Annotated in this window: 14 protein-coding genes; 8 read left to right on the top strand and 6 right to left on the bottom strand. The window is 69.6% G+C overall.

Translation table 11 applies throughout. The features are described from left to right. Positions 1-56: 56 nt before the first annotated feature. Entirely contained in the window at positions 57-722 is a 666-nt protein-coding gene (locus tag ACVCL3_RS10845) for a hypothetical protein (RefSeq protein ID WP_447101282.1), read from the bottom strand. A 172-nt stretch (positions 723-894) separates the two neighbouring features. Here ACVCL3_RS10845 and ACVCL3_RS10850 point away from each other — a divergent pair, with 172 nt between their 5' ends. Further along, positions 895-1,896, top strand: coding sequence for an integron integrase (locus ACVCL3_RS10850; protein WP_447097646.1), 1,002 nt, complete (start codon positions 895-897; stop codon positions 1,894-1,896). 90 nt (positions 1,897-1,986) lie between these two features. On the opposite strand, the gene ACVCL3_RS10855 is transcribed toward ACVCL3_RS10850, so the two are convergent. Next, entirely contained in the window at positions 1,987-10,635 is an 8,649-nt protein-coding gene (locus ACVCL3_RS10855; protein ID WP_447101283.1) for a GH36-type glycosyl hydrolase domain-containing protein, read from the bottom strand. A 182-nt stretch (positions 10,636-10,817) separates the two neighbouring features. Between ACVCL3_RS10855 and ACVCL3_RS10860 the strand changes: the two genes are divergently transcribed. After that, positions 10,818-11,282, top strand: coding sequence for an N-acetyltransferase family protein (locus ACVCL3_RS10860; protein ID WP_447101284.1), 465 nt, complete (start codon positions 10,818-10,820; stop codon positions 11,280-11,282). Between the two features lie 63 nt (positions 11,283-11,345). Here the strand turns inward: ACVCL3_RS10860 and ACVCL3_RS10865 are convergent, their stop codons facing one another. Next, complete coding sequence (locus tag ACVCL3_RS10865) at positions 11,346-13,745, bottom strand: sensor domain-containing protein (protein ID WP_447107227.1); 2,400 nt, start codon at positions 13,743-13,745, stop codon at positions 11,346-11,348. A gap of 212 nt (positions 13,746-13,957) precedes the next feature. Beyond that, positions 13,958-15,079: a hypothetical protein gene (locus ACVCL3_RS10870; RefSeq protein ID WP_447101286.1), complete on the bottom strand. Its 1,122-nt coding sequence runs from the start codon at positions 15,077-15,079 to the stop codon at positions 13,958-13,960. Positions 15,080-15,243: 164 nt separating this feature from the next. On the opposite strand from ACVCL3_RS10870, the gene ACVCL3_RS10875 reads away from it, so the two are divergent. The 5 genes from ACVCL3_RS10875 to ACVCL3_RS10895 all read left to right on the top strand — a co-directional run bounded on the left by ACVCL3_RS10875 (position 15,244) and on the right by ACVCL3_RS10895 (position 23,011). After that, positions 15,244-16,530, top strand: coding sequence for an acetyl-CoA C-acetyltransferase (locus ACVCL3_RS10875; protein ID WP_395120824.1), 1,287 nt, complete (start codon positions 15,244-15,246; stop codon positions 16,528-16,530). 7 nt (positions 16,531-16,537) lie between these two features. Further along, positions 16,538-17,071, top strand: coding sequence for an energy transducer TonB (locus ACVCL3_RS10880; RefSeq protein WP_447101287.1), 534 nt, complete (start codon positions 16,538-16,540; stop codon positions 17,069-17,071). Positions 17,072-17,165: 94 nt separating this feature from the next. Beyond that, a complete protein-coding gene (locus ACVCL3_RS10885; protein ID WP_447101288.1) occupies positions 17,166-18,662 on the top strand; it encodes an efflux transporter outer membrane subunit in 1,497 nt (498 codons plus the stop codon). 125 nt (positions 18,663-18,787) lie between these two features. Then, entirely contained in the window at positions 18,788-19,948 is a 1,161-nt protein-coding gene (locus ACVCL3_RS10890; protein ID WP_447101289.1) for an efflux RND transporter periplasmic adaptor subunit, read from the top strand. Positions 19,949-19,957: 9 nt separating this feature from the next. After that, positions 19,958-23,011 carry an efflux RND transporter permease subunit gene (locus ACVCL3_RS10895; protein ID WP_447101290.1) on the top strand — a complete coding sequence of 1,018 codons (3,054 nt, stop codon included), beginning with the start codon at positions 19,958-19,960 and terminating at the stop codon, positions 23,009-23,011. Between the two features lie 156 nt (positions 23,012-23,167). Here ACVCL3_RS10895 and ACVCL3_RS10900 read toward each other — a convergent pair whose 3' ends face one another. Further along, positions 23,168-23,923 (bottom strand): Bax inhibitor-1/YccA family protein, encoded by a 756-nt coding sequence (locus ACVCL3_RS10900; protein WP_395120819.1) that lies wholly within the window; start codon positions 23,921-23,923, stop codon positions 23,168-23,170. Positions 23,924-24,064: 141 nt separating this feature from the next. Here ACVCL3_RS10900 and hemC point away from each other — a divergent pair, with 141 nt between their 5' ends. Beyond that, on the top strand, positions 24,065-24,982 hold the full coding sequence (gene hemC / locus ACVCL3_RS10905) for a hydroxymethylbilane synthase (RefSeq protein WP_447101291.1): 918 nt from the start codon (positions 24,065-24,067) through the stop codon (positions 24,980-24,982). A gap of 82 nt (positions 24,983-25,064) precedes the next feature. On the opposite strand, the gene ACVCL3_RS10910 is transcribed toward hemC, so the two are convergent. After that, entirely contained in the window at positions 25,065-25,862 is a 798-nt protein-coding gene (locus tag ACVCL3_RS10910) for a DUF481 domain-containing protein (protein ID WP_395120817.1), read from the bottom strand. Positions 25,863-25,927 lie beyond the last annotated feature (65 nt).

A 25,927-nucleotide genomic window follows, 5' to 3' on the forward strand; every position in this document is an offset into this window, starting at 1 on the left:
TGAATTAAGCCGCGCCGCGAAGCGGCGTCGGCTTGAATGAATTGTTAGACCCGCATTTATGGATAAAAAATACTTGATCCATTTGCGGGCGTCTTGAAGTTCGCGATGCCCCTCTTTGTCATCTCCGTATGACACACGTCGTAGATTGGTCGCCGCTTATTGCTGCCTATGGTGGCAACATCAATGGGTGTGTAGTTCCCGTGCTTCTCTGCATATAGAGGAACGCTTGGGCCGTGGGGATCTGTTGGCTTGAATGTCAGAAGCAGGTTTGTCCGGTGTAGCTTGTTCCGCTTTACGTTTCCAAAGTGGAAGTGATACCCGAAGTTATGGTTCTCAACATCCAACCCGTTGTTTGTTCCTGTGGCCGTTATGAAACGAACTAAGTATGGTATTTCCTTGGGCGTGGCAATTAGCTTCCTAGATGAGACTGTGATCCCGTCCTCGTAAATTGGAATGACATCAAGGTCAACAATGTAAGTAAGCCAGTTCCAGTCGTCAGGCGTCTCAGAATAGAAGATTGGTCGTTCGTTTCTAAGTTCGTGCCGCGCAACAAGATCATTTGCTTTTAGCAGCTGGCGTCGGAGCTGAGCCAGCGTTGAGGCGACTCTGATGGGACGTTGATCGGGATACCAAGGCCAGTAGTCAGTACGATCAACCAATGATTCAGCAACTTCTTCAAGTGCTGTGCGTGTATCCGATTGAACTACGATATTGTCTGACATGTGGGTCTAACGCTAAGTAGACCCCAGATCGGGGCATATGCACGCCATGCTCCGCGCCCGCTGCGGCGCCGTCAAGCGGGGAAGTCCTACGTTCCATCAAGAGTTTGCCCGGCTGCCTTGGCCCGCCGCAAAAGCGGATGCTGGTTTGCATATCTCGCGAAATGAGGTGTGTATGCCTTATCGCCCCGAAAACGCCGATATGCATGCTGGCGCAGGCAAGCCGCCGCGGCTGCTGGACGAAGTACGGAGAGTGCTTCGGGTAAAGCACTACAGTCTGCGTACGGAGCACGTTTACGTGGGCTGGATTCGCCGTTTTATTCTGGCCAACGGCAAACGACACCCTCGCGACATGGGGCCGGCTGAGGTGGAGCAGTTCCTGTCGCAGTTGGCGGTGCAGGGACAGGTGGCGGCAAGCACCCAGAACCAGGCACTTTCGGCGCTGCTGTTCCTGTATCGCGAGGTGCTGCAGGTGCAGCTGCCCTGGCTTGAAGGGGTGACCCGGGCCAAACGGCCTGCGCGGGTTCCTGCCGTGCTTTCGCGCGATGAGGTGACGCGTCTGCTGGCGCGTCTGGATGGGCGGCCTTGGCTGCTGGCAAGCCTGCTGTACGGGGCGGGGCTGCGTTTGATGGAGGCGCTGCGTCTGCGCGTGAAGGACGTGGACTTTGATCGCGGCGAAATTACCGTGCGCGATGGCAAGGGCGGCAAGGATCGTCACACCATGCTGCCAAGGTCGCTGGCCGAGCCCTTGCGCCGCGAAATGGAGCGGGCGCGCCAGTTGCATCAGGCCGATCTTCAGGAGGGTTTTGGTGCGGTTTGGCTACCGTTTGCGTTGGCACGCAAGTATCCATCGGCGCCGCGCGAGTTCGGTTGGCAGTATGTGTTCCCGGCGGCTCGCCGCTCGCGCGACCCCCGTGATGGCTGCGAACGGCGACACCATTTCGACGATGCCTTGCTGGCGCGGGCTTTGAAGAAGGCGTGTCGCGAGGCAGGCATTGCCAAGCCGGTGAGTGCGCACACCTTGCGCCACTCCTTCGCCACCCATCTGCTGGAATCAGGCAGCGATATCCGCACGGTGCAGGAGTTGCTGGGCCACAAGGACGTGAGAACCACGCAGATCTACACGCATGTGCTCAATCGTGGCGGGCATGGGGTGTTGAGTCCGCTGGATCGGTGAACGGCAGAACCGGGACGGGAGTGGGCGCGTGCGCGGGTGGCGTTGCGTGACGGATCTTGCGGGGGAAGGCATCGCGCACGGGGTGCGCTCCTACAGGGGGTGCGGGGGGCTGCGCGGATGGTTGAGCTGCACGCTGTGCTCGGCGCCGTCGTCGGCGAGCGAGATGCGGCCGTCGGCCTGCACTTCGCCATCGAGCCAGACGGTGCCCGGCGTGCCGGCGTCGCTCTGGCGCAGGTCGATGCGGTAGAGCGTGTCGCGGTGGCGGTAGTCCAGCGTGAAGCCCTCCCACTCCGCCGGAAGCACCGGCGCGAAGCGCAGCGTGCCGGCTTCCAGGCGCAGGCCCAGCAGTGATTCCACGATCAGCCGGTACATCCAGCCGGCGGAGCCGGTGTACCAGCTCCAGCCGCCGCGGCCGACGTGCGGGGCAACCGCATAGACGTCGGCGCTGACCACGTAGGGCTCGACCTTGTAGACGTCCATCTGCCCGGCGTCGGTGCCGTGGGCGACCGGGTTGATCATGCGCAGCAGTTCCCATGCGCGGGCGCTGTCGCCGAGTTCGGCAAAGGCCATCGTGGCCCAGATCGCGGCGTGGGTGTACTGGCCGCCGTTCTCGCGCACGCCGGGCACGTAGCCCTTGATGTAGCCCGGGTCCATCGGTGTCTTGTCGAAGGGCGGGTCCAGCAGTTGCACCAGGCCGGCGTCGCGGCGCACCAGGTGCTGGTCCAGCGACTCCATGGCCTGGCGCTGGCGCGCCGGCGCGCCGATGCCGGAGAGCACCGACCAGCTTTGCGCGATCGAGTCGATGCGGCACTCGAGGTTGCCGGCGGCGCCCAGCGGCGTGCCGTCGTCGAACCAGGCGCGGCGATACCAGGCGCCGTCCCAGGCGTGCTGCTCCAGCGCGCCGCGAAGCCTGGCCACTTCTTCTTCGCAGCGCTGCGCGAATGCCGCGTCGCCGTGCCCACGCGCCACCTCGGCGAAGCGCTGCAGCACCTCGCAGCTGAAGAAGCCCAGCCACACGCTCTCGCCGCGACCGCCTTCGCCGACGCGGTTCATGCCGTCGTTCCAGTCGCCGCCGCCGATCAGCGGCAGGCCGCGTTCGCCGCGCAGGATGAAGCTGCGTTCGATCGCGCGCACGCAGTGCTTGTACAGCGGCTCGAACAGGCCCGAGGGCTGCGGCAGGTCGTACCAGGATTCCTCGCCGGCGTGCAGCGCGCGGCCTTCGATGTAGAACACCGGCACGTCGAGCACGGCGCGGTCGCCGGTGGCCTGCACATAGCGGCTGGTGGCCAGCGGCAGCCACAGGTAGTCGTCCGAGCAGGTGGTGCGCACGCCGCGGTCCAGCGGCGGATGCCACCAGTGCTGCACGTCGCCCTCGGGGAACTGGTGCGCCGCGCACAGGAGCAGCTGGGCACGGGAGAGTTCCGGCGCGGCGTGCACGGTGGCCATCGAATCCTGCAATTGGTCGCGGAAGCCGAACGCGCCGCCGCTCTGGTAGTAGCCGCTGCGCGCCCAGATGCGGCAGGCGATGGTCTGGTACAGCAGCCAGCCGTTGGCGAGCACGTCAAGCGCCGGTTCCGGCGTGCGCACCTGCACCGCGCCGAGTACGCGCTGCCAGTGCGCGCGCACCTGCTCCAGCGCGGCCGCGGCCGAGCCGGCGCCGCGGAAACGCTGCACCAGCGCGCTGGCGTCGGCGGCGTCGCGGCCCAGGCCGAGGCGGAAGATCAGCTGGCGCTCGGCGCCGTCGTCCAGCGCCACCTTCGACTGCAGCGCGGCGCAGGGATCGAGTCCGGGGCCGAGCCGACCGGAAAGCTGCTTGCGACCGAGCGCGGCAGGCTTGCGCATGCTGCCGTTGCGGCCGAGGAATTCGCCGCGGTCGCCGTCGATGCCGCGCTCCGGATCGTCCACGTCGAGGAAGGCCACGCGGCCGGGGAACTCGCCGTTGTAGCTGTTGCGGGCGAACAGCGCGCCGCTGGCCGGGTCCGATTCGGTGACCACGTGCATGGCGGTCTTCTCGCGCAGGTCGCCGAGCACCCATTCGACGTAGGCGGTGGCGCTGAGCCGCCGTGGCCGGCCGGATTCGTTGCGCAGTTTCAGCACCGAGAACTTCACCGAGGCATCCAGCGCCACGTAGATCCACAGCTGCGAATGGATGCCGTCCTCGACATGCTCGAACACGCTGTAGCCGAAGCCGTGGCGGGTCAGGTACTGGCCGCTGCCGCGGCACGGCCGCGGGGTGGGCGACCACAGCGTGCCGCTGTCCTCGTCGCGCAGGTAGATCGCCTCGCCGCTGCCGTCGCCGACCGGGTCGTTGTGCCACGGGGTGAGGCGGAACTCGTGCGCGTTCTCGCCCCAGGTGTAGGCGCCGCCGCTCTCGGAGATCACCGTGCCGAAGTGCGGGTTGGCCAGCACGTTGGACCACGGCGCCGGCGTGGCGTCGTTCGCGGCGGAAACGATCACGTACTCGCGGCCGTCGGCGCTGAAACCGCCGTGCGGGTTGCGCAGTTGCAGTTCCGGCAATGCGGCCACCGGCGCCGGCAGCGCCGGCGCGGGGCGTTCGGCGCGGCTGGGCTCGAACGGCGGCGCGTGGGTTTCCAGCTGGCGCCGGCCGATCTGTTCGGCCAGGCTGCCGCGATGGTCGGCCAGCACGATGCGCGCGCTGGCCAGCATCACCATGCGATCCTCGCTGGAGAGCTGCTGCGCCGGGCGCACGAAGATGCCGCCGGAACGATCGAGCAGCCCGGCCTCGCTGCCCGAGGCGATCAGGCCCAGGATCTGGTCCTGCAGTTGCTGGCGGTAGCCGGCGCGGTCCTCGTTCCAGATCACCAGGTCCACCGCCAGCCCCTTCTGCCGCCAGTAGGCATGCGCCTGCACCAGCTGGCGCACCATCTCGATGCGCGCCTCGCTGGCGATCTGCAGCAGCACGATCGGCAGGTCGCCGGAGATCGACTGTCCCCACAACCCGCTCTGCCCGCGGCGGTTGCCGCGCAGCACCGCGGGCTCGGCGCGCAGGCTGGCGTTGGGATACAGCAGCGCGGTGGCCATGTGCTCGTACAGCTGCGCATCGCCCAGGCCGGCGTTGAGCTGGCGCAGCAGCACCTGGCTGTGCGTCCAGGCGAGGTCGAACACGCGGTCGGCAAGGTGGCGGTCGCGGTACTTGCCGATCAGCTGCAGGCAGCCTTCGCGAGAGTCGGCGATGCCGGTGACGTAGTCGATGGTGGCGGTCTGCTCGGGCTGCAGGGTGATGCGGCAGCGGATCGCCACGATCGGGTCGAGCACCGAGCCGGCGCTGCCGGACAGCCGCGTCTGCTCGAGGTCGAGCATCTGCGGGTCGGCCAGGCTGCGGCCGCGGCCGATGAAGCGGGCGCGATCGGTCTCGAACGAGATCTCGTCGATGTCGGCATCGTGCACGGCCAGCAGGTGGAACATCCACGGCGGATGCTCGTCGGCCGCGCGCGAGCGGCGCGTGCACACGATCGCCTGCAGCGCGGGCACCAGCTCGGTCTGCACGAACAGCTTGCTGAACGCCGGGTGCAGCGCATCGGCCAGCGGCGGCGCCAGCACCACCTCGGCGTAGCTGGTCAGTTCGATGGTGCGCGCGCTGCGGCTGCGGTTGGTCAGGTGGGTGCGGCGCAGTTCGATGTCGTCCTCGGGCGAGACGACGATCTCGGTGTGCGCGTCGAACTCGCGCTCGCGCACGCGGAACTCGGCGCGCGCCTCGGAGAAGATCGCCTCGTACAGCTCGGTCTTGTGCCGCGTGGGCTGGTAGGCGGTGGACCAGTACGCACCGCTGGCGACGTCGCGCAGGTAGCAGAACATGCCCCAGTGGTCGCGCGTGATGTCCTCGCGCCAGCGGGTCAGCGCCAGCTCGCCGCGCCGGCTGCTGCCGCCGCCGGCGCTGGACAGCATCACGTGGTAGCGCCCGTTCGACAGCAGCTGCACCGCCGGGCGCGGCCGGTTCGGGTCGCCGAACACGCGCAGCCGCGCCTCGCTGGTCGGCTCGGCCGCGTTGCTGTCGGGGAAGCCGGACGCGTGCAGGTATTCGGCGGCGGTGCGCGGAATGCGCTCCTGCAGCAGCAGGCTGGTGGCGCGGAACTGCGGATCGGCGGCGAAGCGCCGCTGCATCGGCCGGTCGAGCAGGGCGAAGTCCAGCGCCAGCAGGCTCATGCCCTGGTGGTGGGCCATGAACGAACGCACCAGCGCCGAACCCTGCCCCACCGGCAGCCGCGCCGGGGTGTAGTCGACCGCCTCGTACATGCCGTAGCGGCCCTGCACGCCCTCGCTGGCCAGCCGCTGCAGGTTTTTCGTGGCTGCGGCCGGCGCGATCATCAGCGCCAGCGCGCTGGCGTAGGGCGCGATCACCACGTCGTCGCCGAGGCCGCGTTTCAGGCCCAGACCGGGCACGCCGAAGGCGCGGTACTGGTAGGTGAAGTGCGCGTCCAGGATGTTGTAGCCGGACTCGGACACGCCCCACGGCACGCCGTGCTGGTTGCCGTACTCGATCTGCCGCGCCACCGCCGCGCGGCAGGTCTGGTCGAGCAGGGTGTCCTCGTAGCCGGGCATCACCAGGTTCGGCATCAGGTACTCGAACATCGAGCCGGTCCACGACAGCAGCGCCGGCTCGCCGCCCACCGTGGTGAGCAGGCGGCCCAGCGCGAACCAGTTGTCCTGCGGCAGCTGGCCCTGGGCGATGCCGACGAAGCTGGCCAGCCGTGCCTCGGAGGCGAGCAGGTCGTAGTAGCCGGCGTCGAGCCGGCGCGCGTCGACGTTGTAGCCGATCGCGAGCAGGTCGCGTGCGCTGTCGTAGAGGAAGCGGTAATCCATCCGCGCCAGCTCGTCGGCCTGCTGCGCCAGCTGCTCGATCAGCGCGATGCGCTCGCGGGCGTGCTCGCGGATGGCCTCCGCGTCGTGCTCGCCCGACCAGCGCAGCGGCTCGATGCGGCTGAGCACGGCGAGCGTGGGGATGCCGCGCAGGGCGTCGGCGTCATCGTCCACCGGGTCGAGCCGGAAGCGGGCGGTTTCCTCGCACAGCTCGTCCAGCTGCGCGCACAGCGCGTGCAGCCAGTAGCCCGCGTCGCTGTCCGGATGCGGCGCCAGCGCGGGCGCCAGCGCATGGGCGTGTTCGCGCTGGCGCTGCAGCAGCGCCAGCGCCGCGCCGGTGGTGGTCGGCGGTTCGTCCAGCGCCTCCTGCAGCTCGACCTGCAGGCGGTGCAGCGGCTCGTGCTCCTGGTCGAGCGCGTCATGCAGCAGTTGCAGGGTGTCGAGCAGCCCCTGCAGCACGCGCGGACGGAATACCGGTGCGTGGATCAGTTCCAGCAAGCCCGGGCGCAGGGTCAGCAGGTGGCCGGCGAGGTTGCCGCTGTCCACCGCCGAGATGTACTGCGGCGCCAGCGGCTGCAGCGTGCGGGTGTCGTACCAGTTGTAGAAGTGGCCGCGGTAGCGCGGCAGTTGCTCCAGGGTGGCGAGCGTGTCGCGGCTGCGTTCGAGCAGGCGGCCGGTGCCGAGAAAGCCGAAATCCCACGCGGCCAGGTTGGCCAGCAGGGCCAGGCCGATGTTGGTCGGCGAGGTGCGCGAGGCGATCACCGGGCCGGGCTGCACCTGCAGGTTGTCCGGCGGCAGCCAGTGTTCGGTGGCGTTGACGTGGCTGTCGAAGAACGCCCAGGTCTGCCGCGCCAGCGTGCGCAGGAAGCGCGTCTGCGCCGCGTTCGGCACGAAGGTGTCGGGCCGGCGCGGCTGGCTGACCCACCAGGCGATCGCCGGCGACAGCAGCCACAACGCCAGCAGCGGCCACGCCAGCCACAGCACCATCGGCCGCTGCAGCGCCAGCGCCACGGCCAGGCCGAGCGCCAGCGCCGGCCCGATCCACATCTGCCGCCACACGGCGCCGGGCGCATTGCTGCTGCGCCGGGCCACCTCGCTGGAGGTCTGCCATTGCAGCAGGTGGCGATGGCTGACCGTGATCCGCCACAGCGTGCGCACGATCGCGTCGAGGTGGTAGAGCGCCTCGTGCGGCAGCCAGGCCAGGCCCAGCGCCATCCGCGCGACGTGTTGCAGGCCGTCGGCGAAGCCGGCGCGCAGGTGCTGGTCCAGCTGCACGTCCTTGGGTTTCTGCACCAGCTCCAGCAGCGCCGACAGCAGCGGCGGCACCAGCACCATCGCCAGCACCGCGACCGTCCACGAAAGCACCGGCGAGAGCAGCAGCCAGCCGCACACCAGCAGGCCGAGCACCGCCGGCGGCACCAGGCTGCGGCGCAGGTTGTCGAGGATCTTCCAGCGCGACAACGCGGTCAGCGCGTTGCGCCGCCAGCCGTCCTTCGCGGTCGGCGCCCACGGCAGCAGCCACGGCAGCAGCTGCCAGTCGCCGCGAATCCAGCGATGCCGGCGACGCACGTCGGCGCCGTAGCGGGCCGGGTATTCCTCGAACAGTTGCACGTCGCTGAGCAGGCCCGAGCGCGCGTGGCAACCTTCCACCAGGTCGTGGCTGAGGATGCGGTTTTCCGGGAAGCGGCCGTCCAGGGTGCGCTCGAACGCATCGATCGCGTAGATGCCCTTGCCGATGAACGAGCCTTCGCCGAACACGTCCTGATAGACATCCGAAACCATCTGCGTGTACGGGTCGATGCCGGCGTCGCTGCCGTACAGCTGCGCGTAGCGCGAGCGCGCGGTGCTGGGCAGGCTGATCCCCACGCGCGGCTGCAGGATCGCGTAGCCGCTGACCACGCGTCGGCGCACCGGGTCGTACACGGCGCGGTTGAGCGGATGGTCGATGCTGCCGACGAAGGTCTGGGCGGCGTCGCGCGGCAGTTCGGTGTCGGCGTCCAGGGTGATCACGTATTGCACCGGGCCGAGCGCGTCGATGTCGCCGACGATGCGCATGAAGCGGCCGTGCGCGTTGCCGCGCAGCAGCGCGTTCAAGTCGGCGAGCTTGCCGCGCTTGCGCTCGTGGCCCATCCAGCAGCGCTCGCCGGCGTTCCAGCGGCGCGGCCGGTGGAACAGGAAGAAGCGGTCGGACTCGACGCTGGCGTAGCGTTCGTTGAGCGCCTCGATGCGCCGCTGCGCCAGCCGCAGCAGCGCCTCGTCGCCGGGCAGGGTTTCGCTGTCGGCGTCGGCGAAATCGGTGAGCAGGGCGAAGTGCAGGTTCTCGTCGCGGTTGCCGAGGAAGCGCACTTCCAGCGCCTCGATCAGTTCTTCCACGTCGCCGGCGCTGCCCAGGATGCACGGCACCGCCACCAGGGTGCGCGCGCTGGCCGGGATGCCGTGGACGTAGTTCATGCGCGGCAGCGGCTGCGGCGCGATCGCCAGCGTGGCCATCCAGTTGAGCAGGCTGGAGCCGAGCTGGCTGGCCACCAGCAAGGCCATCACGGCGATCGCCAGCAGCCAGCCCACCGCCAGTTCGTCCTCGGCGGCGGCCACCACCAGCGGCTCGGCGATGGCCACGGTCAGCACGACCAGCAGCCCGAGGTAGATCGACACCGGGGCGCGGTCGAAATGGCGGCGCAGGCGATCGGCGAGGCGCGGGCGCACGCCCAGGTGCTGCTCCAGCTGCGGCCGGCCGCGATCGATCAGGTACCAGCCGACGTGCCGCGGCAGCGCCGGAGCCGGCTCGTTCGGCGAGGCGGCGCGGCACAGTTCCACCGTGGCGGCGGCCACGCGCACCTCGTCCAGCCGGTGCTGGCGGGCCAGCCGCTCCACCACGTGGCGATAGCGGTCGCGGGTGGCGAAGTTCATCTCCGCGTAGACGCCGGCCGGGTCCTCGCGCAGCTGCTGCTCGACCAGGCTCACGCGCTCGACGAAATCGCGCCAGTCGATCGCCGACAGCAGGCGCAGGCTGCCGATGCTGTTGCTCACGCTCACCTGCGCGGCGGCCTGCTGCTGCGCCTCGCGCTGCACCAGGTGCTCGATGCTCTGCCCCGATTCGGACAGGCGCTGCTCGATCCAGCTCAGCGGCAGCGCCAGCGCCGGGCTCTGCCCCTGCAGCCGGCGCGCCATCTCGGCCACGAACGGACCGTTCATCGGCGGGTCGGAGCGCGCCATGTCGGCCACCACCAGCACCACCGAGTTGGGTGCGCGCTCGGCGGTGGCGGTCATCGTGTCGGCCCAGCGCGCGGCCTGGCCGCGGTGGCGCCAGTCGGCCATCACCCGCGCGGCCACGCGGCGCAGGTTCTCGATCAGCGCCAGCCGCAGCATGATCGGGATCGCCCACAGCTCGCCCAGTCGCAGCGGCGTCACTTCCTGGTAGGCGTGGATGAAGCGGTGCAGGCCGGCGGTGTCGATGCGGCCGTCGCCGTGGGCGATGATCTCCAGCGCGATGTCGTAGACCCGCGGCAGCCCGGCCGAGGCGCCGTTGTCCAGTCGCGGCAATTCGCGGCTGTAGCCCTTGGGCAGATGCCGGCGGGCGATGCGGATCTGTTCCTCGATCAGGTAGAAGTTGTCCAGCAGCCACTCGGCCGCCGGCGTGATCCGCCGCTTGCGCCGGGTCGCCTGGGTCAGCCGCTCGCAGCTGTGGGTGATGACCGCCTCGTTGTCGGCCAGCCGGCCGAGCAGCAGATCCATGCTGGAGCGTTCGCGCAGGCGGTGCTGGCCGGCCAGCTCGCGGCCGTGCTGTTCCATCTGCTCGGCATTGAACAGCTCCGCGCGCAGCGCCGGCTCCTGCTCCGGCCGCGTGCGGGCGGCCACGCGGCGGCGGCGGAAGGCCTGCAGCCGGCGCAGCTTGAGCCGATCCAGGACGCTGCCGATGTTCAAGCGAAAAACTCCTTGCCGGGAAAACGAAAGAGCGCCGACGATGCCGCCGCGCGGCACGCGGGCCGCGCAGGCAGCAAGGCCGGACGTCGCCGGCGCGGCCAGCGGCTGTGCCGTGACGGTACTCGCCTCCATGTGAAGGGCATGCGCGCTACGATCGTCCGTCCCGCCGCCGGAGACCCGCCATGACCGTGCAGATCCGCACCGCCCGCCCCGCCGACGTCGCCGACCTGGCGGCCTGGAACGTGGCGATGGCGTGGGAGACCGAGCACAAGCGACTCGACCCCGAACGCCTGCGCCGTGGCGTCAGCGCGGTGTTCGAGCAACCTGGGCGCGGCTTCTACCTGGTTGCCGAGGTCGACGGCACGGCGGTGGGCGGCCTGCTGGTGACCTATGAGTGGAGCGACTGGCGCTGCGGCGATTTCTGGTGGATCCAGAGCGTGTACGTGGTGCCCGCCGCGCGCCGCGGCGGCGTGTTCCGCGCGCTGCATGCGGCCGTCGCCGAACGCGCCGCGGCCGCCGGCGCGGTGGGCCTGCGCCTGTACGTGGAGACGGAGAACGCGCGCGCGCAGGCCACTTACGAAGGCCTCGGCATGCAGCGCTGCCATTACTTCATGTACGAGGCATCGCTGGTCGAGCCGGCGACGTAGGGCGGGCTCCGCCCGCCGGGTTGCGCCAAGGGTACGAGAAAGAGCCGGCGGGCGGTGCCCGCCCTACGTCGCGCGGGCGGGTTCGGTCAGTAGCTTTTCGAAGTCGGCGACCGGCAGTGCCGCGGCGAACAGGAAGCCCTGCAGTTCGGCGCAGCCGGCCTGGCGCAGGAACGCGGCCTGCGCTTCGGTCTCCACCCCTTCGGCGACCACCAGCTTGTCCAGCCGCTGCGCCATGGCGATGATCGCGCTGGTGATGGTGGCGGTGTCGGCGTCGCCGATCACGTCGTGCACGAACACGCGGTCGATCTTCAAGGTGTCGATCGGGAAATGCTTGAGGTAGGACAGGCTGCAGTAGCCGGTGCCGAAGTCGTCCAGCGACAGGCGCACGCCGCGCTGGCGGATCCGCTGCAGCAGGTTGCCGGTGACGTCGCCGCCGGACATCACCATGCGCTCGGTCAGCTCCAGCTCGAGCAGGCCGGGATCGAGCCCACTCTCGGCCAGCGCCTCGGCCAGCCAGTCGGGGAAATCGGCGTGCTGGAACTGCACCGGCGACACGTTGACCGAGACCGGGATGCGATGGCCCTGCCGCTGCCACGCGCGCGCCTGCAGGCAGGCCTGGCGCAGCACCCAGGCGCCGATCGGCAGGATCAGGCCGGAGTCCTCGGCGACGGGGATGAACTGGTCCGGCTTGTAGGCCTCGCGCCCGCGCAGGTGCCAGCGCAGCAAGGCCTCGGCACCCACGATGCGTCCGCTGGAGGCTGCCACGCGCGGCTGGTAATGCAGGCTCAGCTGGTTGCGCGGCAGCGCCTGGCGCAGCGCCGACTCGATGCTGCGGCGCGCCCGCGCGCGCTCGTCCATCGAGGCGGTGAAGAAGCGGCAGCCGTGCACGCCCTGGCTGCGCAGCGCGACCAGGGCGGTCTCGGCGTGCTGCAGCAGGGTTTCCGGATCCAGCGCATCGTCCGGATACACGCTGATGCCGACACCCAGGTGAAGGCCCAGCGCGTGCAGGCCGTCCACCCGGGTCTGCTCGCCCTGGTCGACCAGCCGGCGGGCCAGCGCGGCGGCCTCGCCGGTGTTGTCCAGGTGCGACAGCACCACCACGAACTCGTCGCCGCCATAGCGGATCAGCTGCGCCTCGGCGGGCAAGATGCGCTGCAGCTGCGCCACGAACGCGCGCAGCACGCTGTCGCCGGCGGTATGGCCGTGCTGGTCGTTGACCTGCTTGAACTGGTGGATGTCGATGTACAGCAGCGCCACGCGCTGCTGGCGGCGCCGGGCATGGGCCAGCGCCTGGGCCAGGTACTCCGGCAGCTGGCTGCGGTTGGGCAGCCCGGTGAGGGTGTCGTGCTGGGTCAGGTGCACCAGCTTCAACGCCAGCGCGCGGGTTTCGCTGACGTCGTGGAACACCAGCACGCCGCCCACGACGTTGCCGGCGTGGTCGTGGATCGGCGCAGAGGAATCCTCCACCGGCGTGTCGAACCCGTGGCGGTGGCGCAGCAGGGTGCGCGTGCCGAGGTCGGCGATGGTGTTGCTGTCGATCGCGGTGCGCAGCGGGTTGGCCACCGGCCGGCCGTCGACGGCGTCGAACAGCTGGAACACCGCCTCCACCGGCAGGCCCTGCGCCTCGGCGCTGCGCCAGCCGGTCATCGCCTCGGCGATCGGGTTGAGCGAGCGGATGCGCGACTGCGGATCGGTGATGATGACCGCGTCACCGATCGAGCGCAGGGTCACCTCGGCCAGCTCGCGCTCGCGCTGCAGCGCGTCCTCGAATGCCTTGCGCTGGCTGATGTCCTGCGCCTGCGACACGAAGTACAGCGGCGCGCCCTCCTCGTCGCGCACCAGCGACACGGCCAGCTGCAGGTGCACCACGTGGCCGTCCTTGTGCAGGTTGCGCTTTTCCAGCTGGTAGTTTTCGCGCTGGCCGGAAAGCAGCTGCAGCATCTGCTCGGCATCGGCGGCCATGTCGTCCGGATGGGTGACGTCGGCCACGCCGAGGGTGAGCAGTTCCTCCTCGGTGTAGCCGAGCATGTGGCACACCGCGGCGTTGACGCGCAGGAAGCGCCCGCCCGGCCCGGTCAGCGCCATGCCGATCGCGGCGTGCTGGAAGGCGCTGAAGAAGCGCCGCTCGCTTTCATGCAGGCGCAGCTCCAGCTCGCGCCGCTCGGTGATGTCGACCAGCGCGGTGAACACGCCGCGCACGCGGCCGTCTTCATCGAAATCGGGCGCGAAGTTGCCGTGCGCGTAGCGCCGCTCGCGGCCGTTGAACAGCTCGCCCTCGTAGCTGGAGGGGTGGCCCGCGTAGGCCTGCTCCAGCGCCGCGCGGGAGCGTTCGTAGTTGGCCTCGCCGATCACCTCGACCAGGCGCTTGCCGATCAGCTGCGCCGGGTCGACGCCGAGCCAGCGCCGATGGGTGTCGTTGACGTGGCCGAAGCGCTGGTCGAGATCGAGCCAGGTGAGCAGCACGGGGGCGCCATGCCACAGCCGTTGCGGCTCGTGCGATCCCCCTGTCGGTGTCGGTACTCCCTCGGCTTGCTTCGGCGGCCGCATGGTGTTTCCGTCAGCTGGAGCGCGCCCCCTTATCAGCGCCACGCCATCATGCGCCGACCGTTCGCCGCCGCACAACTGCTGCCGGCCAGGAAAATGTCCGGGCCGGCCGGCACGCGCGTGTCATCCGCTCAGGGCGCGCCGAGGGCGCCGGCCGCATCCAGCACCACCTGGCCGCGGGTGTCGAGTTCGGCGGCGGTGCCGTATTGCGCGGCGAGCTGCTGCAGCAACGGGCCCAGCGCCTGCGGCTGCAGCGGATAGCCGTGCGCCAGCATGCGCGGCGCGCCGTCGGGCCGCGGCTGCGCCACGCTGACCGCCACCACGCCCAGCCCCGGCGCCTCGTGCGCGAACAGGCGCGGCGCGGGCGCGGAGGCCGGAGCGTCGGCGAGTTGTTCCAGCAGATAACCCGCGCCGGCGGCGACCGCCGGCGACGACTGCAGCCGCAGCGGCAACTGGTGCGCCTCCAGCAGCGCGGCGTACTGGCGCAGCTCGAACACGATGCCGGCGAAATCGTGCGCGCGCTGCGCCGCGTCGGTGCGCTGCGCGGCCAGCCATTGCGCCGGCGGCTGCGCCCACACGATGCCGTCGGCGTAGCGCAGCGCCAGCCCGCGCGCGCTCATCGTCGTCTCGGGCTGCTCCGGGGTGAGCAAAGCCGCTTCCAGCAGCGACCACAGCGGCGCCAGGTTGGCGTGTTCGTACTGCACGCAGGTCAGCGCGAGCAGGTCGTTGCGGCTGAGGTAGCGCAGGTGTTCGAGGCGGATGCCCAGCGTGCGCATCAGCCAGTCGGCGGTGGCCGCGCCGGCCTCGCCGCGGCCGACCAGCTGGATCTCCAGCTGGGTGGCGAGTTCGTCGGCGGCCTCCGGATTGACCAGCAGGCTGAGCGGCAGCAGCCGCATCGGGCCGCCGGCGTACGCCGACGAGGGCTGCAGCACCGGCGCCGGCATCACGCCGTCGTGGCTGCCGAAGGCGACCACGTGCTCCAGCGTGCCGCGCGGCAGCCGGCGCGCCAGGTCGTCCAGCGTCGCCCACACCGGGAAACCGGGGCGCAGCAGTTCGACCTGGTCGAACAGCGCCCCGGCCAGCGCCAGCCGCGCCCCGGCGACCTGCGGCACCAGGCCGAGCAGGTCGGTCGCCACGTGCTGCGCCAGTTCGGCGGCCGCGTCGCGGGTGAGGGTGGTCGCCGGCGCCGGTTGTCCGGTCACCGGTTCGAGGGCCAGCAGCACCGGCAGGGCGTGCAATGTTTGCGCTTCCACGATGGATCCATCTTGCAGCGGGAAAACATGCATTCTACCGCCGCGCCGCGAGCGACCTGCCGCACGGTGCTGAACAAACCGCCACGCCGGCGGCCATCCGGGCTTTCGCCCGGCGGCATGGCGGGTTAGCCTTGAAGCCATTCGTGTGATGGATCGTTCAGGGCATGGAAAACACGCACAGGCGCGTCGGCGTGATCGGCGGCGTACGCATCCCGTTCTGTCGCAACAACACTGCCTATGCCGACGTGGGCAACTTCGGCATGTCGGTGAAGGTGCTCGGCGCCCTGGTCGAGCGCTTTGGCCTGCACGGCGTGGAGCTGGGCGAAGTGGCCGCCGGCGCGGTGATCAAGCACAGCGCCGACTGGAACCTGGCGCGCGAGGCGGTGCTCAGCTCCGGGCTGGCACCGACCACGCCGGGCATCACCACCGCGCGCGCCTGCGGCACGTCGCTGGACAACACCATCATCATCGCCAACAAGATCGCCTGCGGGCAGATCGAGGCCGGCATCGCCGCCGGCTCGGACACCACCAGCGACGTGCCGATCGTGTACGGCCGCCGCCTGCGCCGCCGCCTGCTGGCGATGAATCGGGCCAAGACCCCGCTGGAGAAGTTCAAGGCCGCCACGCGCGGCTTCTCGCTCCGCGAGCTGAAGCCTTCGTTCCCGGGCGTGGCCGAGCCGCGCACCGGCAAGTCGATGGGCGATCACTGCGAGCAGATGGCCAGGCAGTGGCAGGTCAGCCGCGAGGCACAGGACCGGCTGGCGCTGGACAGCCACCACAAGCTCGCCGCCGCCTACGAGGCAGGTTTCTTCGACGATCTGCTGGTGCCGTTCCGCGGGCTCAAGCGCGACGGCTTCCTGCGCCCGGACACCACGCTGGAGAAACTTGCCACGCTGAAGCCGGCGTTCGACAAGCGGTCCGGCCACGGCACGCTCACCGCGGGCAATTCCACCGGCCTGTCCGACGGCGCCGCCGCGGTGCTGCTGGGCAGCGAGGCGTGGGCCGCGCAGCGCGGGCTGAAAATCCAGGCCTATCTGCGCGACGCCGAAGTCGCCGCGGTGGATTACGTGCACGGCGAAGGCCTGCTGATGGCGCCGACCATCGCGGTGCCGCGCATGCTGGCGCGGCACGGGCTGAGTCTGCAGGACTTCGATTTCTACGAGATCCACGAGGCATTCGCCGCGCAGGTGCTGTGCACGCTGCGCGCGTGGGAGTCGGCCGATTACTGCAGGAACCGGCTCGGGCTGGATGCGCCGCTGGGCGCGATCGACCCGGCCAAACTCAACGTGCACGGCTCCAGCCTCGCCGTGGGCCACCCGTTCGCCGCCACCGGCGCGCGCATCGTGGCGACGCTGGCCAAGCTGCTGGAACAGAAAGGCTCCGGTCGAGGGCTGATCTCGATCTGCACCGCCGGCGGCATGGGCGTCACCGCGATCCTCGAGCGGCCGTAGCACGGTCATGTTGCGACTGCGCACCACCACCGGCCTCAGCGTCCTGGCCCTGGCCATCGGCATTGCCGGCACCGGCTGGCTCAGCACGCTGACCGCCAGCTGGCCCGATGCGCCGCGCGGCATCGCCGCGTCACACGATGGCCCGGCGTCGGCCCGCCCGCTGCGGCACCGTCGCCATGCGATCGTGCCGGCCGTGCGCCAGCGCGCCCTGCCGGCGGAGACTGGCGTGGACATCGCGCAAGCGGCGGCGGCGGCGCCGACACGCCTGCAGCCGCTGGCCACGCCAGCCGCGGCCGAACGCTGGGACGATGTTCGCGGCCATCTGGACGGCCAATTGACCGTGCAACTGCGGGTGGATGGCGAAGGTCGCGTGCTGCATGCGCGCGTGGTCGCCTCCAGCGGCGATCCGATCCTCGACGCGCATGCCTTGCGCAGCGTGCAGGGCTGGCGTTTCGCGGTGCCGCCGGGACATCCGGACGGCCTCAGCGGCGAGCTGCCGATGCGCTTCTCCTCGCAGGACGGCCGCGTCGGCATGCTGTAACGACGGCATCGCCGCGGGTGACCTCTCACCTATATATCTGAACTCCGTCGTCTGCTAATGTCCCGGGCCGGCTCCCCCTGCCCAGGCTCCCCTCGTGCCCCGCGACCTGCTCCGCTTCTCGCCGACCCTGCGCCTGCGCGCGTTGCCGCCGCTGCTGGGGCTGATCCTCGCCGGCTGCGCGGTCGGCCCGGACTACCACCGTCCGGACGCGCCGCGGGTGGACCGCTATACCGCGCAGCCGCTGCCCGCCGGCACCGCCAGCGTGGCCGGCGCAGCACAGCGTTTCGTCGTCGACGCGGCAGTGCCCGAGCACTGGTGGACCACGTTCGGCAATGCCGAGCTCGACCGCCGGGTGGACACCGCCCTGCGCCACAGCCCGTCGCTGGCCGCGGCCCAGGCCGCCTTGCGCCAGGCGCAGGAGAACGCCCGCGCCGCCGGCGCGGTGCGCTTTCCGGCGGTGGATGCGAACGCCGGCGTCACCCGCCAGAAGCAATCCGGCGCCGCGTTCGGCGACACTTTCGCCTTCGCGCCGCTGACCGTGTACAACGCCGGCGTCAGCGTCAGCTACGGCATCGACCTGTTCGGCGGCACCCGCCGCGGCATCGAGGCGCAGGCGGCGCTGGCCGACGTGCAGCAGGCGCAGGCCGATGCCACCTGGCTGACGCTCGCCGCCAACGTGGTCACCGCTTCGCTGCAGGAAGCGTCGCTGCGCGAGCAGGTGCGCGCCACCGAGGCGATCGCCGACAGCCAGCGCGACAGCGTGCGCATTGCCGAGCGCCAGCAGCAGATCGGCGCGACCTCGCTGGCCGCCACCCTGGCCGCACGCAGCGAGCTGGCCGCCACCGAGGCCACCTTGCCGCCATTGCGCGCACGCCTCGCCGCCACCCGCAACCAGCTGGCCACCTATCTGGGCAGCACGCCGGCGCAACTGGAGTTGTCGCCGCTGCCGCTGGATGCGATCGCGCTGCCGCGCGACATCCCGGTCAGCCTGCCGTCGCGGCTGGTGGCGCAGCGGCCGGACATCCGCGCCGCCTCGGCGCAACTGCATGCGGCCACGGCGCGGGTCGGCGTGGCCACCGCGGCGATGCTGCCGCAGATCACTCTCTCCGGCAGCGCCGGTTCGCAGACGGCGCATGTCGGCGAGCTGTTCTCCGCCGGCAGCCGCGCCTGGTCGCTGGGGCTGGGACTGACCCAGCCGCTGTTCCACGGCGGCGAACTGCGCCACCGCAAGCGCGCCGCCGAAGCCGGCCTGGACAAGGCGCTGGCCGACTGGCAGCAGACCGTACTGGTGGCCTTCCAGAACGTGGCCGATGCGCTGCAGGCGCTGCAATACGACGCCGACGGCCTGGCCGCCCAGCTCGCCGCCGAGGACGCCGCCGCGCAGCGGCTGGCGCTGGCCCAGCGGCAGTACCGGGTCGGCGCCAGCGGCTATCTCGACCTGCTGCAGGCGCAGCGTGACCACCAGCGCGCGCGCATCGCGCTGATCCAGGCACGCACCGCGCGGCTGGCCGATACCGCCGCGCTGTATGCCGCGCTCGGCGGCAGCTGGCAACACGACATCGACGAACCATTGACCAGACAGGACCAGTAATCCCGGCGCCGTCATTCCCGCGAACGCGGGAATGACGGACGGTAAAGCGGCCATGCGAGTCCCTTCGGGTTTCGCGGCAAGCGACGATCGAACCCATCACCGCATCAACCCAAAGGAGCCCGCGCATGCCCACGCGCGTTGACAACAAACCCGGCACCACCAAGCGCATGCTCTGGATGGTCGGCGGCGTGCTGCTGCTGATCGCCGTGATCGTCGGCATCAAGGTGCTGCTGGTGATGCGCATGATCCACTCGATGCCGCAACCGGCGCCGGCCACGGTCAGCACCACCACCGTCCGCGAGCAGCCGTGGCAGCCCGCGCTGAACGCGGTCGGCACGCTGCGCGCGGCGCAGGGCGCGGAGCTGGCGATGGATGCCTCCGGCCTGGTCACCGCGGTGCCGCTGAAATCCGGCCAGGACGTCAAGCAGGGCCAGCTGTTGCTGCAGCTGCGCGACGGCGACGAGGCGGCCAAGCTGGAGCAGCTGCAGGCGACGGCGAAGCTGTCGCAGCTGACCTTCGAGCGCGCGCGCCAGCAGCTGGCGGCGCAGGCGATCAGCCAGGCCGAATACGACCGCGCCGCGGCCGAGCTCAAGGCCAACCAGGCCGCGGTGGCGCAGCAGCAGGTGATCGTGGCGAAGAAGCAGTTGCGCGCGCCGTTCGCCGGCCGCGCCGGCATCATCACGATCAGCCCGGGCGACTACGTCAGCGCCGGCACCACGCTGGTGACGCTGCAGCAGCTCGACCCGCTGTTCGTCGACTTCCACGTGCCGCAGAGCGAGCTGGGCCGGTTGCAGGTCGGCCAGTCGCTGCACCTGAACCTGGATGCCTATGAAGGGCGCCAGTTCGACGGCAAGCTCACCGCGATCAGCCCCAAGGTCGACCCCGGCACCCGCAACGTGCGGGTGGAGGCCAGCGTGCCGAACCACGACAAGGCGCTGAGCCCGGGCATGTTCGCCAAGCTCGCCGTCGACGTCGGCCAGCGCCAGCCGCGGCTGACCCTGCCGCAGGCGGCGATCGTCTACAACCCGTACGGCGACACCGTCTACGTGGTGCATCCATCCAAGGGCAAGGACGCGCAGGGCCATCCGCTGCCGCCGACGGTGCAACAGACCTTCGTCACCGTGGGCGAGACCCGCGGCGACCAGGTGGCGATCGTCAAGGGCCTCGCCGCCAGTACCGAGGTGGTGACCAGCGGCCAGGTGAAGCTGAAGAACGATGCGCCGATCAAGGTCGACAACCGGGTGCAACCGGCCGACAGCGCGCACCCCACGCCGCAGGAACACTGAGCCGCCACGATGAAATTCACCGACTCGTTCATCAACAAGCCGGTGCTGGCGATCGTCGTCAGCCTGCTGATCCTGGTGCTGGGCATCCGCGCGGTCAGCAGCCTCAGCGTGCGCCAGTATCCGGAGACGCAGAACGCCACGGTCACCGTCACCACCGCCTACTACGGCGCCGACGCGGCGACCATGGCCGGCTTCATCACGCAGCCGCTGGAGCAGGCGATCTCGCAGGCGCAGGGCATCGACTACCTGTCCTCCAGCAGCGTATCGGGCGTGTCCACCATCACCGCCACGTTGCGCCTCAACTACGACGCCAACCGCGCGCTGACCGAGATCACCACTCAGGTCAATTCGGTGAAGAACCAGCTGCCGCCGCAGGCGCAGCAGCCGGTGCTGAACGTGCAGACCGGCGAGACGGTCGACGCGATGTACATCGGCTTCTACAGCGACGTGCTGCCGACCAACAACATCACCGACTACCTCGCGCGCGTGGTCAAGCCGAAGCTGGACGCGCTCGACGGCGTGCAGACCGCCGAGCTGCTCGGCGCGCGCCAGTTCGCGCTGCGCGCGTGGCTGGACCCGGCCAGGATGGCCGCGGTCGGCGTCACCGCCAGCGACGTCAACGCCGCGCTGGCGGCCAACAACTATCTCGCCGCGGTCGGCTCCAGCAAGGGCCAGGCGGTGACGGTGGACCTGACCACCGACAGCAGCCTGCACACGGTGGATGAATTCAAGCAGCTGGTGGTCCGCCAATCCGGCGGCGCGATCGTGCGGCTGCAGGATGTGGCCACGGTGTCGCTGGGCTCGGAGAACTACGACTTCAACGTGGCCTTCAATGGCAAGCGTTCGGTGTTCATCGGCATCAAGGTGGCGCCGGACGCCAACGTGCTGGACGTGGCCCAGCGCGTGCGCGATGCGTTCCCCGAGATCCAGCACCAGTTGCCGAACGGGCTGACCGGAAAGATCGTCTACGACGGCACCGACTTCGTGAACAGCTCGATCAACGAGGTCATCAAGACCCTGGTCGAGGCGCTGGTGATCGTCACCTTGGTGATCTTCCTGTTCCTGGGCAGCCTGCGCGCGGTGATCATCCCGGTGATCGCGATGCCGCTGGCGCTGATCGGCGCGTTCTTCGTGATGCTGGTGCTGGGCTACTCGATCAACCTGCTGACCCTGCTGGCGCTGGTGCTGGCGATCGGCCTGGTGGTGGACGACGCGATCATCGTGGTGGAGAACGTCGACCGCCACATGAAGGAGGAAGGCAAGACCCCGCTGCAGGCCGCGCTGCTGGCCGCACGCGAGCTGGGCGGGCCGATCCTGGCGATGACCGTGGTGCTGATCGCGGTGTACGTGCCGATCGGCTTTCAGAAGGGCCTCACCGGCGCGCTGTTCAGCGAGTTCGCGTTCACCCTCGCCGGCGCGGTGACCGTGTCGGCGATCGTGGCGCTGACGCTGTCGCCGATGCTGACCTCGCGCTTCTTCACCAGCGGGCAGGAAGGCGGTCGCTTCGTGCAGTTCATCGACCGCCAGTTCGACCGCGTGCACCACGGTTACCAGCGCGTGCTGCACAACGTGCTGTCGACCTGGGTGGTGGTGATCGTGATGGCCGGCCTGCTGCTGCTGGCCACGGTGGCGCTGGGCGTCACTGCGCAATCGGAACTGGCGCCGGAGGAGGACCAGGGCGTGGTGGTGGGCCAGATCGTCGGCGCACCGAACGCCACCGCCGAGCAGATGAACGTTTACGCCACCCAGATGTTCGAGCTGGCCAAGGAATTGCCCGAGTACGAGCAGATGTTCCAGCTGACCGGCGTGCCGACGGTGAACCAGGGCATCGGCGGCGTGGTGTTCAAGCCGTGGGACCAGCGCGAGCGCAGCGCGCACGAACTGCAGCAGGTGTTGCAGGAAAAATGGAACGGCATCGCCGGCGGCCGTGTGGCGGCGTTCCAGTTTCCGCCGCTGCCCGGCGCGCAGGGCCTGCCGATCCAGGTGGTGATCACCACCACCGAGCCGTTCGACAATCTCAACGAAGTGGCCAGCGCGGTGCTGGCCAAGGCGCAGGCCAGCGGCAAGTTCTATTTCATCGACTCCGACCTGAAGATCGACAAGCCGCAGGCCACGGTGAACCTGGACCGCAACCTGATCGCCACGCTGGGCCTGACCCAGGCCGACGTCGGCGCCGCGCTGGGCTCGGCGCTGGGCGGCGGCTACGTCAACTACTTCTCCATCGCCGGGCGTTCCTACCGGGTGATCCCGCAGGTGCTGCAGGCCGACCGGCTGAACCCGGAACAGGTGCTGGACTACTACCTGCGCGTGCCGGACGGCTCGGTGATCCAGGCCGGCACCGTGGCCAAGGTCACCCACGAGGTGGTGCCGCAGTCGCTGAACCGCTTCCAGCAGCTGAACTCGGCCACCATCTCGGGCGTGTCGGGCATGTCGCAGGGCGACGCGCTGACCTACCTGCGCGACCTGGTGCACGAGGTGGCGCCTTCCGGCTACAACGTGGACTACGCCGGCCAGTCGCGCCAGTTCATGCAGGAATCCGGCGGCTTCGGCGGCACCTTGCTGTTCGCCGTCATCATCGTGTTCCTGGCGCTGGCGGCGCAGTTCAACAGCTTGCGCGACCCGGTGGTGATCCTGGTCTCGGTGCCGCTGGCGCTGTTCGGGGCGCTGATCTTCGTCAACCTGTTCACCAGCCTCAACATCTACACCGAGGTGGGCCTGGTCACCCTGATGGGCCTGATCAGCAAGCACGGCATCCTGATCGTGCAGTTCGCCAACGACTCGCAACGCGCCGGCATGTCCAAGCGCGAGGCGATCGAGCACGCCGCGGCGGTGCGCCTGCGGCCGATCCTGATGACCACCGCGGCGATGGTGCTCGGCGTGATGCCGCTGGTGATCGCCGCCGGCGCCGGCGCCGCGGGCCGCTTCAACATGGGCCTGGTGATCTCCACCGGCCTGGCCATCGGCACCGTGTTCACCCTGTTCGTGGTGCCCGCGTTCTACATGCTGCTGGCGGCGGACCATCACGCGGAACAGCCGGGGGATGACGCTGAGCTGGTGGCCTAGACGAAGAGAGCCCCGCCCGGAAAGCAAGAGCCGGCGGGCAGTGCCCGCCCTACGCGACGATACGTCGGTGTAGGGCGGGCACTGCCCGCCGCTTTCCCGGCCCCAAAAAAAGCCGGCGGACATCGCCCGCCGACTTTCTTCACTCCCGCCGCTGTCTCAGTTGCGCGACTGCAGCTTCGACAGCAACCGCAGCAGTTCCAGGTACAGCCACACCAGGGTCACCACCAGGGCGAAGGCGCCGTACCACTCCATGTATTTCGGTGCGCGGGCATGCACGCCCTGCTCGATCATGTCGAAGTCGAGGATCAGGTTGAGCGCGGCGATCACCACCACCACGCCGCTGAAGGCGATGCCCAGGCCGCTGGAGCCGTTGATGAAGCCCATCGAATGGCCGAAGAAGCCCATCACGAAGTTGGCCAGGTACAGCAGCATGATGCCGCCGGTGGCCGCGACGATGCCGAGCTTGAACTTCTCGGTGGCGCGGATCAGCCCGCTGCGATAGGCCAGCAGCATCGCCGCCATCACGCCGAAGGTCAGCCCCACCGCCTGCATCACGATGCCCGGGTAGCGCATCTCGAAGATCGCCGACAACGCGCCGATGAAGACGCCCTCCACCAGCGCGTACAACGGCGCGGTGACCGGCGCCCAGGTTTTCTTGAACACGGTGACCAAGGCCAGGATCAGGCCGCCGATGGCGCCGCCGATCATCAGCGGGCCCATCGTCGGCAGGCTCTCCGCACCGTTGAACTGGCCCCAGCTGAAGGCCGCGCCGACGATGGCGAGGATCAGCAGCAGGCCGGTCTTGTTGACCGTGCCGTTGAGAGTCATCACCTCGTCGCCATGCGACACCACCGCACCGCTGGCGGCGTCGAGGAAGGTGTTCTTGTTGAGTGCCGGATTACCGCTTTGCATGATGAACTCCGAGGGGTTTGTCGACATCGTAGCCGGCCCGCGACGACCGTGTCAGCCACCGCGCCCAAACGTCGCGGGCTGGCCACGCCGCACCGGGCCGGTCAACTACAATGGGACCTTGCCGAACGTCGCGGAGTTCCAATGAACCCTTCCACCTTGCGCATCGCCACCCGCAAGAGCGCGCTGGCGCTGTGGCAGGCCGAACACGTCGCCGCGCTGCTGCGCGCGGCGCACCCCGGCCTGGGCGTGGAGCTGGTGCCGCTGTCCACCCGCGGCGACGAGATCCTCGACCAGCCGCTGGCCACCATCGGCGGCAAGGGACTGTTCCTCAAGGAGCTGGAAGTGGCCATGCTGGAAGGCCGCGCCGAGCTGGCGGTGCACTCGCTGAAGGACGTGCCGGCCGATCTCGAGAGCGGCTTCACCCTGCCGGCCATCCTGCCCCGCGCCGACGCCGCCGACGCTTTCGTCAGCAACCACTACGCCGACCTCGCCGCGCTGCCGCGGGGCGCGCGCGTGGGCACCTCGTCGCTGCGCCGGCAGGCGCAACTGCGCGCGCTGCGGCCGGATCTGCAGCTGAGCGACCTGCGCGGCAACGTCGGCACCCGGCTGGGCAAGCTCGACGCCGGCCAGTATGACGCGATCGTGCTGGCCTGCGCCGGGCTGGAACGCCTCGGCCTGGCCTCGCGCATCGTCTCGCGACTGGCCGCGCCGGACTGGCTTCCCGCCCCGGGCCAGGCCGCCATCGCGATCGAGGCGCGCGACGAGCATCCGGCGGCGCTGGCCCTGCTCGCCGCGCTCGACGACGCCGACACGCGGCTCACGGTGAGCGCCGAGCGCGCGATGAACCGCGCCCTTGGCGGCAGCTGCACGGTGCCGGTCGGCGCCTGGTGCATGCGCAGCGACCACGGCTTGCACCTGCGCGGCCTCGTCGGCGACGCGGCCAGCGGCCAGCTGCTGCACGCCGAAGGCAGCGCGCCGGCGGATCAGGCCGAAGCACTCGGTCGACAGGTGGCGCAGGCGTTGCTCGCGCAAGGGGCGGGCAAACTGCTGGGGACGTGAGCCGACGCTGTCACGCTCCTGCAGTCCATGCGGCAGCGACCCACGGCGGGCAGTGCCCGCCCTGCCACTCCCCATCCGGCGCTCAGAAGCTGTACACGAGATTCGTCGTGGTCAGCGTATCGGTCTGCTTCACGCCCGGCTGCACGTCGCTGTTGTAGCGGACCTGGAAGCCCACTTTCAGGGCCAGCTTCTTGGTCATGCTGACGGCCAGGCCGGCGTCGTTCTGGATGTAGGTGTTCTTGGAGCCCGCTTCGGTGAGGAACGTGTCCTCGAAGGCGGTGTTGGCGCTCAGCTTGAACTTGTAGTTGACCAGGCCGCGGGCCACCACTTCGCCTTCGGTGGGCTGGCGCTGGGCGACCAGCACGTTGCCGACCAGCACCTGGGTGTCGGCGGGACGATAGCGCTTGTAGCCGGGGCCGATTTCGAACGACAGCTCGTTGCGCTCGTCCTTCAGCGCGATATAGCCGTAGCCCAGCGAGACCGTGCCCTGCCACAGGTTGGCGCCGAAGTCGTCGTGCTCGTAGCGGGCCGCGCCGACGATGTAGCTGCGCGTGTCGAGCTTGAGGCCGACCGAGGCGCCGGCGTCGTAGCGGTTGGCGGTGGTGTTGAACTGCTCGATCGTGTTGCCATTGGTGTCGACGATCTTCTGCTCGCTCTTGGAGCGCAGCGCGTCAACGAAGAAGTTGTTCTTCCACTGGTCGTTTTCCTGGCTCAGGCCCAGTTTGGCGTTGATGTTCTCCGAGCGCGAGTTGCCGGTGGACGAGGCGAAACCGAATTCGCCCGAACCGCTCCAGCCGCCGCGATTTTCCGTGTCCTGGGCGTGGGCGGCGAAGCTGGCGAAACCGGCCAGCAGCAGGCCGCCGATCAGGGTCTTGTTCATTGCCGAATATCCGTTTGTTAAAGTTTGGTAACAGCGTACCTTAGCCAGCCGTCTTGAACTCGCAG

Source organism: Rhodanobacter sp. UC4437_H4 (genome assembly GCF_052978425.1).

Coding starts and splice junctions, on each gene's coding strand:
- ACVCL3_RS10890 (WP_447101289.1), top strand. CDS start 18,788: ATGCCCACGCGCGTTGACAACAAACCCGGCACCACCAAGCGCATGCTC.
- ACVCL3_RS10845 (WP_447101282.1), bottom strand. CDS start 722: ATGTCAGACAATATCGTAGTTCAATCGGATACACGCACAGCACTTGAA.
- ACVCL3_RS10880 (WP_447101287.1), top strand. CDS start 16,538: ATGTTGCGACTGCGCACCACCACCGGCCTCAGCGTCCTGGCCCTGGCC.
- ACVCL3_RS10850 (WP_447097646.1), top strand. CDS start 895: ATGCCTTATCGCCCCGAAAACGCCGATATGCATGCTGGCGCAGGCAAG.
- ACVCL3_RS10910 (WP_395120817.1), bottom strand. CDS start 25,862: ATGAACAAGACCCTGATCGGCGGCCTGCTGCTGGCCGGTTTCGCCAGC.
- ACVCL3_RS10895 (WP_447101290.1), top strand. CDS start 19,958: ATGAAATTCACCGACTCGTTCATCAACAAGCCGGTGCTGGCGATCGTC.
- ACVCL3_RS10875 (WP_395120824.1), top strand. CDS start 15,244: ATGGAAAACACGCACAGGCGCGTCGGCGTGATCGGCGGCGTACGCATC.
- ACVCL3_RS10900 (WP_395120819.1), bottom strand. CDS start 23,923: ATGCAAAGCGGTAATCCGGCACTCAACAAGAACACCTTCCTCGACGCC.
- ACVCL3_RS10860 (WP_447101284.1), top strand. CDS start 10,818: ATGACCGTGCAGATCCGCACCGCCCGCCCCGCCGACGTCGCCGACCTG.
- hemC (WP_447101291.1), top strand. CDS start 24,065: ATGAACCCTTCCACCTTGCGCATCGCCACCCGCAAGAGCGCGCTGGCG.